The 16160-nt window shown below is 39.4% G+C and carries 11 protein-coding genes, 1 rRNA gene and 3 pseudogenes; 11 read left to right on the top strand and 4 right to left on the bottom strand.

Annotation, left to right across the window (positions count from 1 at the left end; genetic code table 11):
• Positions 1–8: 8 nt before the first annotated feature.
• Together tatB and tatC are read left to right on the top strand one after the other, a co-directional pair.
• On the top strand, positions 9–545 hold the full coding sequence (gene tatB / locus ArsFIN_RS17520) for a Sec-independent protein translocase protein TatB (protein ID WP_026822927.1): 537 nt from the start codon (positions 9–11) through the stop codon (positions 543–545).
• Positions 546–548: 3 nt separating this feature from the next.
• Positions 549–1313: a Sec-independent protein translocase subunit TatC gene (tatC, locus tag ArsFIN_RS17515; protein WP_026822928.1), complete on the top strand. Its 765-nt coding sequence runs from the start codon at positions 549–551 to the stop codon at positions 1311–1313.
• 22 nt (positions 1314–1335) lie between these two features.
• On the opposite strand, the gene rfaH is transcribed toward tatC, so the two are convergent.
• Positions 1336–1776, bottom strand: a complete 441-nt coding sequence (gene rfaH, locus ArsFIN_RS17510; RefSeq protein WP_246067452.1) for a transcription/translation regulatory transformer protein RfaH — start codon at positions 1774–1776, stop codon at positions 1336–1338.
• Between the two features lie 190 nt (positions 1777–1966).
• On the opposite strand from rfaH, the gene pepE reads away from it, so the two are divergent.
• The 3 genes from pepE to fre all read left to right on the top strand — a co-directional run bounded on the left by pepE (position 1967) and on the right by fre (position 4984).
• Entirely contained in the window at positions 1967–2692 is a 726-nt protein-coding gene (pepE, locus tag ArsFIN_RS17505) for a dipeptidase PepE (protein ID WP_026822929.1), read from the top strand.
• Positions 2693–2799: 107 nt separating this feature from the next.
• A complete protein-coding gene (gene ubiD, locus ArsFIN_RS17500) occupies positions 2800–4272 on the top strand; it encodes a 4-hydroxy-3-polyprenylbenzoate decarboxylase (RefSeq protein WP_026822930.1) in 1473 nt (490 codons plus the stop codon).
• Between the two features lie 10 nt (positions 4273–4282).
• On the top strand, positions 4283–4984 hold the full coding sequence (gene fre, locus ArsFIN_RS17495; protein WP_026822931.1) for an NAD(P)H-flavin reductase: 702 nt from the start codon (positions 4283–4285) through the stop codon (positions 4982–4984).
• Positions 4985–5059: 75 nt separating this feature from the next.
• Here fre and fadA read toward each other — a convergent pair.
• Positions 5060–5416 (bottom strand): annotated as a pseudogene (gene fadA / locus ArsFIN_RS17490) (acetyl-CoA C-acyltransferase); the annotation flags it as partial.
• A 68-nt stretch (positions 5417–5484) separates the two neighbouring features.
• Here fadA and ArsFIN_RS17485 point away from each other — a divergent pair.
• Positions 5485–6644 (top strand): IS3 family transposase gene (locus tag ArsFIN_RS17485; protein ID WP_135678034.1). Its coding sequence is split into 2 segments (ribosomal slippage): positions 5485–5764 and positions 5764–6644, totalling 1161 coding nucleotides; the frame shifts between segments, so codons are not numbered across the junction.
• A 22-nt stretch (positions 6645–6666) separates the two neighbouring features.
• Here ArsFIN_RS17485 and ArsFIN_RS17480 read toward each other — a convergent pair.
• A pseudogene (locus tag ArsFIN_RS17480) lies at positions 6667–7491 on the bottom strand (acetyl-CoA C-acyltransferase); the annotation flags it as partial.
• A gap of 19 nt (positions 7492–7510) precedes the next feature.
• Positions 7511–9697: a fatty acid oxidation complex subunit alpha FadB gene (fadB, locus tag ArsFIN_RS17475; protein WP_026823774.1), complete on the bottom strand. Its 2187-nt coding sequence runs from the start codon at positions 9695–9697 to the stop codon at positions 7511–7513.
• Between the two features lie 268 nt (positions 9698–9965).
• Between fadB and pepQ the strand changes: the two are divergent.
• From pepQ to ArsFIN_RS17450, 5 genes and pseudogenes are all read left to right on the top strand, one after another.
• Positions 9966–11300 (top strand): annotated as a pseudogene (gene pepQ, locus ArsFIN_RS17470) (Xaa-Pro dipeptidase).
• Positions 11300–11911, top strand: a complete 612-nt coding sequence (locus ArsFIN_RS17465) for an IMPACT family protein (RefSeq protein WP_026823773.1) — start codon at positions 11300–11302, stop codon at positions 11909–11911. Before pepQ ends, ArsFIN_RS17465 begins: the two are co-directional and overlap by 1 nt.
• Before the next feature lie 30 nt (positions 11912–11941).
• On the top strand, positions 11942–13393 hold the full coding sequence (gene trkH, locus ArsFIN_RS17460) for a Trk system potassium transporter TrkH (RefSeq protein WP_026823772.1): 1452 nt from the start codon (positions 11942–11944) through the stop codon (positions 13391–13393).
• Positions 13394–13420: 27 nt separating this feature from the next.
• A complete protein-coding gene (gene hemG / locus ArsFIN_RS17455; RefSeq protein WP_026823771.1) occupies positions 13421–13948 on the top strand; it encodes a menaquinone-dependent protoporphyrinogen IX dehydrogenase in 528 nt (175 codons plus the stop codon).
• A gap of 458 nt (positions 13949–14406) precedes the next feature.
• Positions 14407–15949: ribosomal RNA gene (locus ArsFIN_RS17450) — 16S ribosomal RNA — on the top strand.
• Positions 15950–16160: the final 211 nt, after the last annotated feature.

The raw sequence follows: 16160 nt of genomic DNA, 5'->3' as shown, positions 1-16160 counted from the left end.
TATGAAGCGTGCTTGATATTGGTTTTAGTGAACTGCTATTGGTTATGATTATTGGCCTGGTAGTTCTTGGTCCAGAGCGTTTGCCAATAGCCGTTAAAACGGTTGCTGGTTGGATACGTGCATTGCGCTCATTGGCAGCTAACGTTCAACATGAGCTGTCACAAGAATTAAAATTGCAAGAATTGCAGGAAACATTGAAGAAGGCAGAAGAAAAAGCACAATTACAAACCCTTTCGCCGGAACTTAAGCAATCAATGGAAGAATTGCGCGAATCGACCGAGTTACTAAAGAAAAATTATCAATCATCGAACAGTCGTATCGAAGAAGAATTGGCAAAAGTAAAAGCATTTACCAGTGATCTGGCTGAAAATAGCACAGCTAAAATAGATGAAGAAATACCTATAACCGCCCATAAACAGCACAAACCAGCACAGACTGAGCAGTTGGTAACCGAGTCAGGTCGTCCTACTAAAAATAAAAAAGCACCGCAATCCCCTGCCGAGAAAGTAAAAAAGCATTCTGATCAAACTAACGGTGAAAATTAGTCTATGTCTATTGATGATCCACAACCACTTATTAGCCATTTAATTGAATTACGTAGACGTATTCTTTATAGCTTATTTACTGTTGCAGTGGTTTTTCTTGCCCTAGTCTATTTTTCCAATGATATTTATCATTTGGTTGCGGCACCGTTGATTGAGCAGCTGCCGGTTGGTTCTCGCATGAGTGCAACCGATGTGGCATCAACTTTTTTTACTCCGATTAAACTTACGTTTATGGTGGCAGTATTTATTTCTATTCCAGTTATCTTATATCAGTTATGGGCTTTTATCGCGCCAGCACTTTATAAGCACGAGCGGCGCTTAATGTTACCTTTACTGGTTTCCAGTAGTGTACTCTTTTACTTAGGGATGCTTTTTGCCTATTTTGTTGTTTTTCCTTTAGCATTTGGTTTTTTTGTAAAAACTACACCAGAAAGTGTTAATTTCATTCCTGATATCAGCAAATATCTCAGCTTTGTCATGACACTTTTCATGGCATTTGGTGCGGCCTTTGAAGTTCCTGTTGCCATTATTCTACTTTGTTGGACAGGTGTTACAACCCCAGATTCCTTAAAACGTAAGCGCCCTTATATTATTGTCGGTGCTTTTATTGTAGGTATGTTTTTGACTCCACCAGATGTGTTTTCTCAGACACTATTGGCGGTACCAATGTATTTATTATTTGAATTGGGTTTGTTGTTATCACGATTCTATGTTGGTAAGGGACGCAAGACGGTTGATGATAAAAATTACGATCAAAATATAGAATAAAATGCTATTTTCTTAATCACAATTAATTACTTTTCTTAAATTGTTTATTATCTATTAGCTTAGCTATATTTTGGTTGAGAATATTAAGTAGAATAACTGAACGATTTTCACCGTCAGGTTCGGAGAAAATTGCTTTTAGGCCTTCAAAAATACCTTCAGTAATAATAACAGTATCACCTGAAACCGGTGTCTTTGCTGCGACAATTTCTGGTTTAGAAGCGGACTTGAACTCATCAATAATATTATCTGGTACGATCACAGGATAGAGACCAAATCGAATAAAATGGCTAACACCTCTGGTTGAGCGTATCGTTGTGGTATGGATCTCTTCAGGATCAAATTTTACGAAAAGATAGTTGGGAAATAATGCTTCTGTGACGGTGATGCGCTTGCCGCGCACCATTTTTTCTATTTGAGCTTCTGGCGTTAAGCAGATAACATGCTGTCTTTTTAGATTTTTTATTGCTCACTCTATTTGCCCACGCTTACAGTAAATAAGATACCAATTTTCCATGTGATGGCTCAAAAATAAAATTACACTTTATTACTATATCAAATTATAACTTATTATGTAGTAAAAACTAACAGCGTTAATTCTCTGTAATTTGGGTAACATAGTTTTACATGATGATTAAAATACAAGGTAAGGATAGATGGATATATTTCTTCTCAGTAATGGTCGACTAACCACCAGTTCTCAATGGCTAAATTATGCTACGACACGATTACAAGAGATGTTTCAACGCCGACAGATCCGCAAAGCAGTATTAGTCCCCTATGCTGTTTTACGCGGTGATCATGATCAACGTGCATTGGAGCTTAGTCAATCATTAGGTATCGAAGTGGTTTCGATTGCACATTTTGCGTCGCCAGTAAAAGCGATTGAATCAGCAGAATGCATTTTAGTTAGTGGTGGCAATACCTGGTGGTTGAATAAATGCCTGCATGAAAATGGACTGATTGTGGCTATACAACGTGCTGTTTTTGAACGCAATATTCCCTATATTGGCTGGAGTGCTGGCTGTAATGTCGCTACGCCCAGTATAAGAACAACCAATGATATGCCGGTTTCTAATGCGGTTGTAATGCCCTCGTTGGGGCTATTCCCAATACAAATTAATCCGCATTATATTGATACACGTATTAGTGGACATATGGGAGAAACTCGAGATGATCGTATTGCTGAGTTCTGTGTCATTAATCCCGATGAGATTGTTATAGCTTTACGTGAAGGCAGTGGCTTACAGATTAAAGATAAGGAACTACATTATTTTAGTGGCAAAAATGAAGGATTTAAGATTTTTCAGTACAACCAACATTTTCCAGAACAATATGATACAAAAATATTAAAAAAATGGGTTCCTTATCGCTGTGTCTAGGTTTACAGAAAAGACTCACTAATCTTAACGAATTGAACCTTTATTGGTAACCTGCATAGAACAATTTATAATGAAGTTCCAACAAATTAAAAAGTAGAAAATATATAATGAAATACCGTGATCTCAAAGATTTCATATCATTATTAGAACAAAAAAAAGAGCTGAAGCGAATCAGCCGTGAAGTCGATCCTTATTTAGAAATGACAGAAATAGCGGATAGAACTCTGCGAGCGGGCGGGCCGGCACTATTATTTGAAAACCCTAAGGCTTTTAGTATGCCAGTGCTGTGCAATTTGTTTGGTACCGTTGAACGCGTTGCGATGGGCATGGGACAAGAAAATGTCCAAGCATTGCATGAAGTTGGCAAATTATTGGCTTTTCTTAAGGAGCCGGATCCCCCGAAAGGATTCACTGATTTAATTAATAAACTACCAAAATTTAAACAGATCCTTAATATGCCAACTAAAAGACTCAAGTCGGCCGCCTGCCAAGAACAGATTTGGCAAGGGGAAGATGTTGATCTGTTTCGTCTACCTATAATGCATTGTTGGCCAGAAGATGTTGCACCATTAATTACATGGGGATTAACGGTTACTCAGGGACCTTTTAAGGCGCGGCAAAATTTAGGTATTTATCGACAGCAACTATTAACTAAAAATAAGCTGATTATGCGTTGGTTATCTCATCGGGGTGGAGCATTGGATTTTCAAGAGTGGTGTGATAAATATCCAGCTACACCTTTTCCGGTAGCGGTGGCTTTAGGGGCTGATCCTGCCACAATTCTAGCCGCGGTGACACCTATTCCAGATACACTTTCCGAATATGCATTTGCTGGATTATTACGCGGACATCGTTCATCAGTGGTAAAATGTATTTCTAATGAGCTTGAAGTGCCGGCAGGGGCAGAAATTATTCTAGAAGGTTATATTGATCCTGAAGAATTTGCATCTGAAGGGCCTTACGGAGATCATACTGGCTATTATAATGAAGTAGATAAATTTCCAGTCTTTACCGTCACTCATATAACTCAACGTAGTGATGCTATTTATCATTCAACCTATACCGGTCGTCCTCCTGATGAACCTGCCATTTTAGGTGCTGCGTTAAATGAGGTTTTAGTCCCTATATTACAAAAACAGTTTCCAGAAATTGTTGACTTTTATTTACCCCCGGAGGGTTGCTCTTATCGACTTGCCGTAGTGACTATCAAGAAACAATATGCTGGGCATGCTAAGCGCATTATGATGGGAGTTTGGTCTTATTTACGGCAATTTATGTATACAAAATTTGTTATTGTCTGTGATGAAGATATTAATGCTCGTGACTGGAATGATGTTATTTGGGCAATCACAACCAGGATGGATCCTGCACGTGATACCGTTATGATGGAAAATACCCCGATCGATTATCTTGATTTTGCGTCACCTATTTCAGGTTTAGGTTCAAAAATGGGTCTTGATGCAACCAATAAATGGCCGGGTGAAACACAAAGAGAGTGGGGTCGTCCAATAGTTATGACAGAAAAAATAAAAAAACGGATAGATGAAATTTGGCATGAATTGGATATTTTAAAATTATGAGAGGATGTGAATGACGACATTAAGTTGTAAGGTGGTTTCTATTGAATCTATCACTGATACGGTCTATCGCGTTCGCTTATTACCGGAAGGTCAATTTTCCTTTCGTGCCGGTCAATATCTAATGGTCATTATGGATGAGCGTGATAAACGCCCATTTTCTTTGGCTTCAATTCCTTCAGAAAAAAAACTCATTGAGCTCCATATTGGTGCGTCAGAGTTTAATCTTTATGCCATGGCGGTAATGGAACGTATATTTGCGCAAAATAGTATTAATATTGATATTCCTCATGGTAAAGCTTGGTTTCGTGAGGGAAGTAAAAAACCAATAATCCTTATTGCCGGGGGAACAGGATTTTCTTATACCCGCGCAATTTTATATGCTGCATTAGAAGAAAATCCTGACAGAGATATTACCTTTTATTGGGGCGGACGAAGATTAGAACACCTATATGATTTAGGTGAATTGCAGTCGCTTTCAGAGCAATATCGCAACATAAAGATTATTCCTGTTGTTGAACAACCTGAATCTGATTGGCGAGGACGAACAGGTACGGTTTTGAGTGCTGTGCTCGATGACTTTGGTTCTCTTACAAACTATGAAATTTACATTGCTGGGCGTTTTGAAATGGCAAAAATCGCGAGGGAACGTTTTTGTAGTGAAAGAGACGTTAGCCCTGAATATCTTTATGGTGATGCGTTCGAATTTATTTAAATGAGATCACAAAACAAAAAAAACCGCCCTTCTGGGCGGTAAAATAGCAACAACATACAATAAAGCGTAGACCAGTTATTTAATCCGCTCAATAAGAGTAGCAATGCCTTGCCCAAAACCAATACACATGGTGGCTAAGCCAAACTGAGCATCTTTCCTTTCCATAACATTTAGTAAAGAAGTAATGATCCGCGCACCCGAACATCCTAAAGGGTGACCTAAGGCAATTGCTCCACCATGCAGGTTAACTTTTTCGTCTATCTTATCAATAAGGTGTAAATCTTTTAAACAGGCTAGAGCTTGGGCAGCAAAAGCTTCGTTAATTTCAAAAACATCTATATCTTGCAGCGTTAACTTAGCACGTTTTAATGCCATTGTAGTTGCCGGGACAGGTCCATATCCCATAATGGCGGGATCGCAACCAATAACGGACTGTAGTGGTCTAATAAAACTGTAGAGATTTATAGCTTATAATTAAGCAAAATCTTATAGGTATAAATATGACCCGAAAAGTAAAAGTAACCTTTAGCGGAAAGCAAAAACTGGAATATGCAAAACTCATGGTTGAAGGTGGATATAGCAATATCCAAGTTGAAAAAATATCCGGTGCGGGTAAATCTGCCGTATCACGATGGAAGCAACAATATCTTGCCGAGTTAAATGGGAATACGCCTGTAAAATCAAAAGCGTTAACACCCGAGCAACAGCGCATACAAGAATTAGAAGTTCAACTTAAGCGTGCTCAGAGGGATAATGACATATTAAAAAAAGCCGCGGCTTACTTCATCCTCGACAATCAAAACTCAAAATCGTGAAGCAACTGAAAATCATGTACCCCAATTTTACGGTCACTGAGTTATGCCATCTTTTTGAAGTAAGCAGCAGTAGTTTTTATTATGAAACGAAAATACCGACAGTTGAAAATGAAAGACTGTGTGGCGAAATCAAACGTATTTTTTATACATCGGGTCAAATTTATGGCAAAAGACGTATTCAAGTCGAGTTAAAGGGTTTAGGGCACCAAATTGGCACTTATAAAATATCGAACATCATGAAATTAAATCAATTAGTTGCAATTAGACCAACGAAAAAGCACTACTATCACTCATCGGGTAACGAACATCGATATGCCCCTAATTTGCTTAAACGACAATTTTCCCCTGAACAGCATAATCACTATTATGTCGGGGATATCACGTATATTAGACATCACTATGGGTGGAGCTATTTAGCCTGTGTGTTGGATTTAGCCACCAAAGAAATTATTGGTTATGCCTTATCAACAAAACCGGATTCGAAATTAGTGAAAGAAGCCTTAGATAACGCAATTGAACGGCAATTACCGGATACGACAAGTTTGATGTTCCATTCAGATCAAGGTTGCCAATATTCATCGGAGGAGTTTAGGGCGCACCTCTTTGAACGGAAAATAACTCAAAGCATGAGTCGGCGAGGTAATTGCCTCGATAATGCCGTGATGGAAAGATTTTTTAGGAGTTTAAAGACAGAAAGACTTAACCGTTTATCGTTTATGAATCATCAATCTGTTGTCTGTGAAGTTGAAAATTATATTCAGTTTTACAATTATTATCGACGCCATTCAACGATTGGTTATTTAACGCCACATCAAAAATATCATGAACTAAAAAATGCCGCTTAGATCTTCTACAGAATTTGTTGACCATTACAGACATGGATCGAATTTTAGCTCTTATTCTTAGTTCTCGTGTTTTAGCATATTTTTCACTGGTAACGAGTATGGATGATGCTCCATCTGACAATGCTGAGGAATTTCCTGCTGTGATTGAGCCGCAAACAGGATCAAAGACCGGCGATAAAGTGGCTAGACTGGCTAAATTTGCATCAAATCGAATGACTTCATCTTGTTTGATAGCAACTAGGTTACCGTCAATATCATGGCCCACAGTTGCTACGATTTCATCATTAAACCATCCCTGTTTAGTTGCTTCAGCCGCCCTTTGGTGAGAACGTAATGCAAATTCATCTTGTTCAACACGACTGATTTGGTACTGTCTGGTGAGCATCTCAGCGGTTAATCCCATTGAAGCCGAAGCGGTAGAAACATGAACAGCAATTTTACTATTGAGATCGATACCATGCGTCATTGGAACATGTCCCATATGTTCAACACCACCAACAAGCACAACATTTGCATCACCTGACATAATAAAGCGAGCGGCATCATGTAATGCTTGCATGGAGGAACCGCACAGTCGATTAACCGTTACTGCAGGTACCGTATGGGGAATATCTGTTAATAGCGCCGCATTGCGAGCAATATTAAATCCTTGCTCTAAAGTTTGTTGTACACATCCCCAGATAATATCGTCAATATCATTTTTATTGTTATTCAGGGCCGGATTACGGCTTAATAATTGTGTCATTAAATGGGCAGATAGCTCTTCTGCTCTGACCTGGCGAAAAGCGCCACCTTTGGAACGTCCCATTGGTGTGCGTATACTATCAATAATTACAATATTTTCCATGATCACGACCTTAAGCCTATTATTTGCTGTTAAAGGTGATTTTTTCTGGTGTAGGATAATAACTCGCTTGTTTTTCTGCTTTGGTTTTTAAACTGGCAGGAATGGCATATAAAGGGCCTAAAGAGGCATATTTTTCAGCCAGTGCGATATAATTTTCGAGACCGAGACTATCAAGATAGCAAATAGCACCGCCTCTGAATGGTGGAAAACCTAAGCCGTATACCAGAGCAATGTCGGCTTCAGCAGGACTGGCGATAATATGTTCATCTAAGCAACGAACCACTTCATTGATCATCGGTATCATCATACGCATGATAATGTCTTGCTCGGTGAACTGTTTGTTGCTAGCGCCAAATTTGCCTAATAAGTCGTTAATTATAGGATCGCGTTGTTTCTCTATTTTTCCTTTTTTATTGGTAACGTATTGATAAAAGCCAACGCCATTTTTCTGGCCATAACGTTGATGATTGAATATAACGGCTATAGCATCTTGCTCATTTTTTGTCAGTCGGGCTGGAAAACTGTCTGCCATGACTTGTTTAGCATGTTGTACGGTATCAATACCAATAACATCTATTAAATAAGCAGGCCCCATCGGCCAGCCAAATTGACTTTCCATGATCTTATCAATTTGATAAAAATCAGCGCCATCTTGTAATAGTAAATTAAAGCCAGACAAATAAGGGAACAGCACTCGATTAACAAAAAAACCTGGACAATCATTGACAACGATAGCCGTTTTACCCATTTTATTGGCATAGGCGGTTATCGTATCGATAGTTTTCTCGCTAGTTTTTTCGCCCTTGATAATTTCCACCAATGGCATGCGATGAACTGGATTAAAAAAATGCATACCACAGAAATTTTCCGGCCGCTGCAAAACATTGGCTAATTTTGTGATGGGGATGGTTGAAGTATTTGAGGCTAGTATGGCATGTTCATTCAATAATTTTTCTGTTTCCGCTAAAACTATTGCTTTAACCTTTGGATCTTCAACCACCGCTTCGACAATAATTTGCGCATTTTCAATTCCGGCGTAATTGAGCGTTGGAGTAATTGAAGATAATATCTTCGCCATCTCCAACGCTGATATTTGCTTACGTTCAAACTGTTTATTTAGTAATTGAGCGGCTTCATTCATACCTAATTGAAGAGATTTTTCACTAATATCTTTCATTATAATAGGCACACCCTTACGTGCTGATTGATAAGCGATGCCGCCGCCCATGATGCCAGCGCCAATCACAGCGGTTTTTATAGGAGCTTCGATTGATTGGCTTCTCTGTTTAGTTAAATTTTTAACATATTGATCATTGAGGAAAACGCTAATTAAGGCATGAGCTACAGACGTTTGCGTCAATGGAATGAAGGCTTCAGTTTCAAATAATAACGCTTCTTTACGCCCATAATTGGCCGCTTTTTCGATGGTTTTTAACGCGGTCAATGGTGCAGGATAATGTGAACCTGCCGCTTTCTTGACCAAACCTTTTGCGACATTAAAACTCATCGTTTGTTCTATTTTATTCAGTTTTAACGGTTGGATTTTTAGTTGACGTACTTGCTGCCAATCTAATTTGTTTGCAATGGCGTTTTCTAGTAGTAAGAGTGCTGAATTTAGTAACTGTTCTTTGGCGACAATGGCGTTAATCAGGCCATTTTTTAAAGCAGTTGTGGCATCAATATCTTTTCCTGTAGTAATCATCTGTAGGGCGTTATCTAAACCGATTAAACGTGGTAGGCGTACTGAACCGCCAAATCCAGGCATAATCCCCAGTTTAACCTCCGGTAAACCAATTCTAAGATCGGGTGCAGCGATACGGTAATCGGTTGCTAATGCGCATTCACAGCCTCCACCTAAAGCATAACCATTAATAGCGGTTACTGTTGGAATGGGTAGATCTTCGATACGATTAAAGATACTGTTAGCAAAATTAAGCCATTGCTGAAGTTGTGACTTTGGTGCATTAAATAGTGATAGAAATTGTTTAATATCTGCCCCAACAATAAAAGTGGATTTTTGTGAAATCAGAATAAGCCCTTTTAATTGGCTCAAGGTATTTTTGTTTTCCAGAGAATCAATGGCTTGATTTAACGAGTTAATGGTTTCTATATCAAATTTATTAATGGCATTGGGTGAGTTAAAAATCAGTTTTGCGATACCGGGTTTTATCCAATCAACCTGAATAGTATTACTTTGATAGAGTATACTGTTCTCCTATGATTTCCGTCTGGTACGACCAGGTGTTAGCAGTGTGATTTTATTGTTAATAAAATGCAAATTAAGTATAAAAAATATGCTAACTTGATCACAACAAATTATCTGGGTTATTGAAAACCGCGCTAATAGTTACTTATTTGTTTTTATTAATAAAAAGAAGACACTTTAATTGGGAAAACGCATTCATTAAATTAATGATAATATTTAATGTGGTATTTTGCTGGATATTAGAGATAAAAAAACAGGTGAACTAAAAATGGAAAATCTTGCTAGTCAATATCAAGAACATATTAAAATATTACAGCAACGTACACAGAATGCATTGAAAAATAATAAATTGAATGCCTTACTTATCCATTCTGGAGAGCCACAAGGCGTTTTTCTTGATGATTATCATTATCCATTTAGAGCTAATCCACATTTCAAGGCTTGGTTACCTATTACTCAAGTTGCCCATTGTTGGTTATTAGTTGATGGAGTGAGCAAGCCTAAATTATGGTTTTATTCGCCAATTGATTATTGGCATAGTATTGACTCCTTACCGGACAGCTTTTGGGTAAAAGAGTTTGAGTTGTTTCATTTAAAACAGGCTAATGATATTAAACAAGGATTGTTATAATTAGATAAAAAGCATATTGGTTATATTGGTGAATCTATTGTTCAAGCTAAGGAATTAGGTATTTCAGCGGTTAATATTAATCATAAATCGGTGTTAGATTATTTTCATTACCATCGTGCTTATAAGACAAACTATGAAATAAGTTGCTTACAGCAAGCGCAGAAAATGGCAATAGCGGGTCATCATGCTGCGCGCGAGGCTTTTTATCAAGGAGCGAGTGAATTTGATATTAATATTAGTTACTTGCAGGCAACGGGTCAGCGAAATATCGACGTTCCATACAGTAATATCATTGCTCTCAATGAAAATTGTTCAGTACTCCACTACACTAAATTGAAATATCAACCACCCAAAAAAATGTATAGTTTTTTAATTGATGCGGGTTCTGAATACCATGGTTATGCCGCAGATATTACGCGTACATATGCGGGCAAAAATAATAATGAATTTGCTAATTTGATTAACGACCTGGATAGTAAACAACAGATATTGATCGATACAATTAAATCGGGTATTCGCTATACTGAATATCATTATCGGATGCATCAACATATTGCATCTTTACTGCTAGATCATGGCATTATTTGCAATATCAGTGAAGAGGCAATGATAAAAGAGGGGCTTACAACCCCCTTTTTTCCCCATGGCTTAGGTCATCTTTTGGGATTACAAGTTCATGATGTTGGTGGATTTATGCAGGATGAAACAGGAGCTGTTTTGGCTGCACCAGACTGTTATCCTTTCTTACGTTGCACACGGATCTTGCAACCTGGTATGGTATTAACTATTGAACCTGGTCTCTACTTCATAGAGACATTATTGGCTCCTTGGCGTGAAGGATCGTTTAGTAAATTTTTTAACTGGCATAAAATTGCGTCCCTTATGCCAAATGGTGGTATTCGTATCGAAGATAATATCATCATATATGAAAATAAAGTTGAAAATATGACGCGTAATTTACATTTAAAATAATGAATGCCTATTTGATACCTGCAGAATCGGTTGTGGTTACCGAAGAGATTAAAAAAAGCCGTTTTATTACTTATTTGGAACATACTGATGGTGTTGTTGAAGCGAAAAATTTTATCCAAACTATCAAGCATAAATACCCGGATGCCCGACATCATTGTTGGGCTTATGTCGCAGGTAGACCTGATGATTGTCAACAGTTAGGTTTTTCTGATGATGGCGAGCCAACAGGAACAGCAGGTAAGCCGATGATCACCCAGTTATTAGCTAGCCATATTGGTGAAATTAGCGTGGTTGTGGTTCGTTATTTTGGTGGTATCAAATTGGGAACTGGGGGATTGGTTAGAGCTTATGGTAATAGTGTTCAACAAGCATTGAGTCTTTTAAACACGCAGCAAAAAGTACTACAAAAATATTATTTAATATATTGTGAATATGCGCATATAAAAATGGTTGAGCAACTAATACAACAATCAGCAGGGCAGATCCTTGTGCGGGAATATAGTGAAAATGTGATATTAGAAATTTCCCTTCCTGCCAATGCTGAACAAAAGTTTGCTGATAAATTACGTAATTTGAGTAGAGGCGCGTTAAATTTAATCCCTAAATCTTAATGTTATAACTTGATTTTCAAGGAACCATTCATGCATTTTCGAGCAATAACCCGAATTGTTGGGCTACTTGTTATCTTATTTTCTGTCACTATGATTATTCCAGGCATAGTGGCATTGATTTATCGAGATGGAGCAGGGCGTGCTTTTAGCCAGACCTTTGTCGCGGCGTTAATTATCGGTTTGCTCCTATGGATCCCAAACCGAAATAATCGACATGATCTAAAACCTAAAGAAGGTTTTCTGATCGTTGCCCTTTTTTGGACCGTGTTAGGTAGTGTTGGGGCATTACCTTTTATCTTTGCTGATCGGCCTCATCTTTCGGTTACTGATGCTTTTTTTGAGTCATTTTCCGGTTTAACAACAACTGGAGCAACCACATTGGTCGGGTTAGATGCTTTACCTAAAGCAATACTTTTTTATCGACAGATGCTACAGTGGCTAGGTGGTATGGGGATCATTGTTTTAGCGGTAGCCATATTACCTTTATTAGGCGTAGGGGGAATGCAGCTTTATCGGGCAGAAATGCCTGGCCCACTTAAAGATAATAAAATGCGTCCAAGGATTGCGGAAACGGCAAAAACACTTTGGTTAATCTATGTTTTACTCACTATAGTATGCGTGATCGCATTATGGGGAGCTGGCATGGACGTCTTTGATGCTATCTCCCATAGTTTTTCTACTGTTGCTATTGGTGGATTTTCTACTCATGACCAAAGTATTGGCTACTTTAATAGCCCTGCTATCAACACCATTATTGCTATTTTTTTGCTGATTTCTGGCTGTAACTTTGGTCTTCATTTTGCCGTTTTATCCGGTCGTAGTTTGACAATTTACTGGCGTGATCCCGAATTTAGAGTATTTATCGGTTTTCAGTTAGTATTGATCGTCATTTGTACGTTAGTACTTCTATATCACTCAGTTTACGACTCACTTTTTCAAACATTTGATCAAGCCTTTTTTCAGGTTGTCTCTGTGGCAACAACAGCCGGTTTTAGTACCGATGGGTTTGCAAATTGGCCACTTTTCCTACCAATATTATTACTTTGTGCAGCTTTTGTCGGCGGATGTGCAGGCTCAACTGGAGGTGGATTAAAAGTTATTCGAATTTTGTTATTATTCTTGCAGGGTTCTCGCGAGTTAAAACGTTTGGTACATCCAAATGCTGTTTACACGATAAAATTAGGCGCTAGAGCATTACCTGAACGTATTATTGAAGCCGTTTGGGGTTTCTTTTCTGCTTATGCTTTAGTTTTTCTTATCAGTTTATTATTGTTAATCGCTACCGGTGTAGATGAGTTTTCTGCTTTTGCCTCAATTGCAGCAACACTCAATAATTTAGGGCCAGGATTAGGCTCGGTAGCTGAAAATTTTACCACCATGAATCCAACGGGAAAATGGATCCTAATCGTTACTATGTTATTTGGCCGATTGGAAGTTTTCACCTTACTGGTTCTTTTCACACCAACCTTTTGGCGGGAATAATTCTTTATATAATTTTATAGGTAACTCATGAGCTATTTGCTACTTTATTCTGGTGAAAATGGACAGACTAAAAAGATAATACTTAAAATTACTGAATATTTACGTAAAGAGGGTAAACAATGTGATGTCAGAGATTTAAATATGGATAAAAATTTTAATCTTTCTGTTTACCAAAAAGTATTAGTTGGAGCCTCAATACGTTATGGTCATTTTAATCCTGCCGTATTAAATTTTGCGCAAAATCACCAAAAAGAGTTGAATACCATGCCAAGTGCATTTTTTGGCGTTAATCTAACGGCCAGGAAAAAAGGTAAAGATACACCTGAAACAAATGTTTATGTACGTAAATTTTTAGCTAAAACTCCGTGGCGACCGACTATCACTAGTGTGTTTGCCGGCGCACTATGTTATCCCCAATATAACTGGTTTGATCGTATTATGATCCAATTTATTATGAAAATAACGGGCGGAGAAACGAATATAAATAAAGAAATTGAATATACTGATTGGCAAAAAGTTGAATACTTTGCGCGTGAATTTAATGCGCTTAAATAAAAATTGCATTAAAAATGGCTACTTCTTCGCATTTTTGTCGAAAAAAAGAGCAAACAGCTAAAGTTTACAAATTATTACTTGCCAGCCGCGTAAAACTCCCTATAATGCGCCCCCACTGAGTCAGTATAGAACCAATCACTTGAAGTGGATTTTAGCGACGCAGGGTAAAGAAAAGTAGAAATAACTACTTGACTTTACAGGTGAAAAGCGTAGTATACGCCACCTCGCGACTCCAGTCGCACGCTCTTTAACAATTAATCAGACAATCTGTGTGGGCACTCGCAAGACATCATCAAAAACTATTTGAAGATTAAGTCTTAAAGAGTGACAAACAGTTAATTCATATATGAACTAATAAGCAGTAACGTTATTTTGGCCAACAGCGAAGGCGATAGAAGGCCGACAAAGTGGCAAAAAAGCGTTACGGCCAGTAAAACATTCTTTGAGCATCAAACTTTTAATTGAAGAGTTTGATCATGGCTCAGATTGAACGCTGGCGGCAGGCCTAACACATGCAAGTCGAGCGGCAGCGGGAGAAAGCTTGCTTTCTTGCCGGCGAGCGGCGGACGGGTGAGTAAGGTATGGGGATCTGGCCGAAGGCGGGGGATAACCACTGGAAACGGTGGCTAATACCGCATAATCTCTAAGGAGCAAAGTGGGGGACCTTCTGGCCTCACACCTTCGGATGAACCCATATGAGATTAGCTAGTAGGTGGGGTAAAGGCTCACCTAGGCGACGATCTCTAGCTGGTCTGAGAGGATGATCAGCCACACTGGGACTGAGACACGGCCCAGACTCCTACGGGAGGCAGCAGTGGGGAATATTGCACAATGGGCGCAAGCCTGATGCAGCCATGCCGCGTGTATGAAGAAGGCCTTCGGGTTGTAAAGTACTTTCAGTCGTGAGGAAGGTGTTAAGGTTAATAAGCTTAGCAATTGACGTTAGCGACAGAAGAAGCACCGGCTAACTCCGTGCCAGCAGCCGCGGTAATACGGAGGGTGCGAGCGTTAATCGGAATTACTGGGCGTAAAGGGCACGCAGGCGGTTAATTAAGTTGGATGTGAAATCCCCGGGCTTAACCTGGGAATGGCATTCAAGACTGGTTAGCTAGAGTCTTGTAGAGGGGGGTAGAATTCCATGTGTAGCGGTGAAATGCGTAGAGATGTGGAGGAATACCGGTGGCGAAGGCGGCCCCCTGGACAAAGACTGACGCTCATGTGCGAAAGCGTGGGGAGCAAACAGGATTAGATACCCTGGTAGTCCACGCTGTAAACGATGTCGAAGTGTTTGGAGGTTGTGGTCACTTAGTGCTCCAGCTAACGCGTTAAATCGACCGCCTGGGGAGTACGGCCGCAAGGTTAAAACTCAAATGAATTGACGGGGGCCCGCACAAGCGGTGGAGCATGTGGTTTAATTCGATGCAACGCGAAGAACCTTACCTACTCTTGACATCCAGAGAACGCTTTTAGAGATAGAGGCGTGCCCTTCGGGAACTTTGAGACAGGTGCTGCATGGCTGTCGTCAGCTCGTGTTGTGAAATGTTGGGTTAAGTCCCGCAACGAGCGCAACCCTTATCCTTTGTTGCCAGCGATACGGTCGGGAACTCAAAGGAGACTGCCGGTGATAAACCGGAGGAAGGTGGGGATGACGTCAAGTCATCATGGCCCTTACGAGTAGGGCTACACACGTGCTACAATGGCGTATACAGAGAGAGGCGAGCCTGCGAGGGGAAGCGGAACTCAGAAAGTACGTCGAAGTCCGGATTGGAGTCTGCAACTCGACTCCATGAAGTCGGAATCGCTAGTAATCGCGGATCAGCATGTCGCGGTGAATACGTTCCCGGGCCTTGTACACACCGCCCGTCACACCATGGGAGTGGGTTGCAAAAGAAGTAGGTAGCTTAACCTTCATGGCGCTTACCGTCGACTTTGTGATTCATGACTGGGGTGAAGTCGTAACAAGGTAACCGTAGGGGAACCTGCGGTTGGATCACCTCCTTACCGAGGATAGATTCGGAATATGTTCACACAAGATGAAGGAATAACATTGACATATTGTATTCAGTTTTGAATGTTTCTATAACATTCAACATATCTTCTTTTTCAAAGAAAGCGGTTCGCATACAATGCGTTGGGTTGTTTTAAAGCGGAGTTTACTATAATGATTAAGTATCCAACGAGTAATGATAACAATGCAGTATGCTAACAATTG

The sequence above is a fragment of the Arsenophonus nasoniae genome (assembly GCF_004768525.1).
Classification (GTDB): Bacteria; Pseudomonadota; Gammaproteobacteria; order Enterobacterales; family Enterobacteriaceae; genus Arsenophonus; species Arsenophonus nasoniae.
Note: the sequence above shows the minus strand (reverse complement) of the source record. Positions and strands in the feature narration are given on the sequence as shown.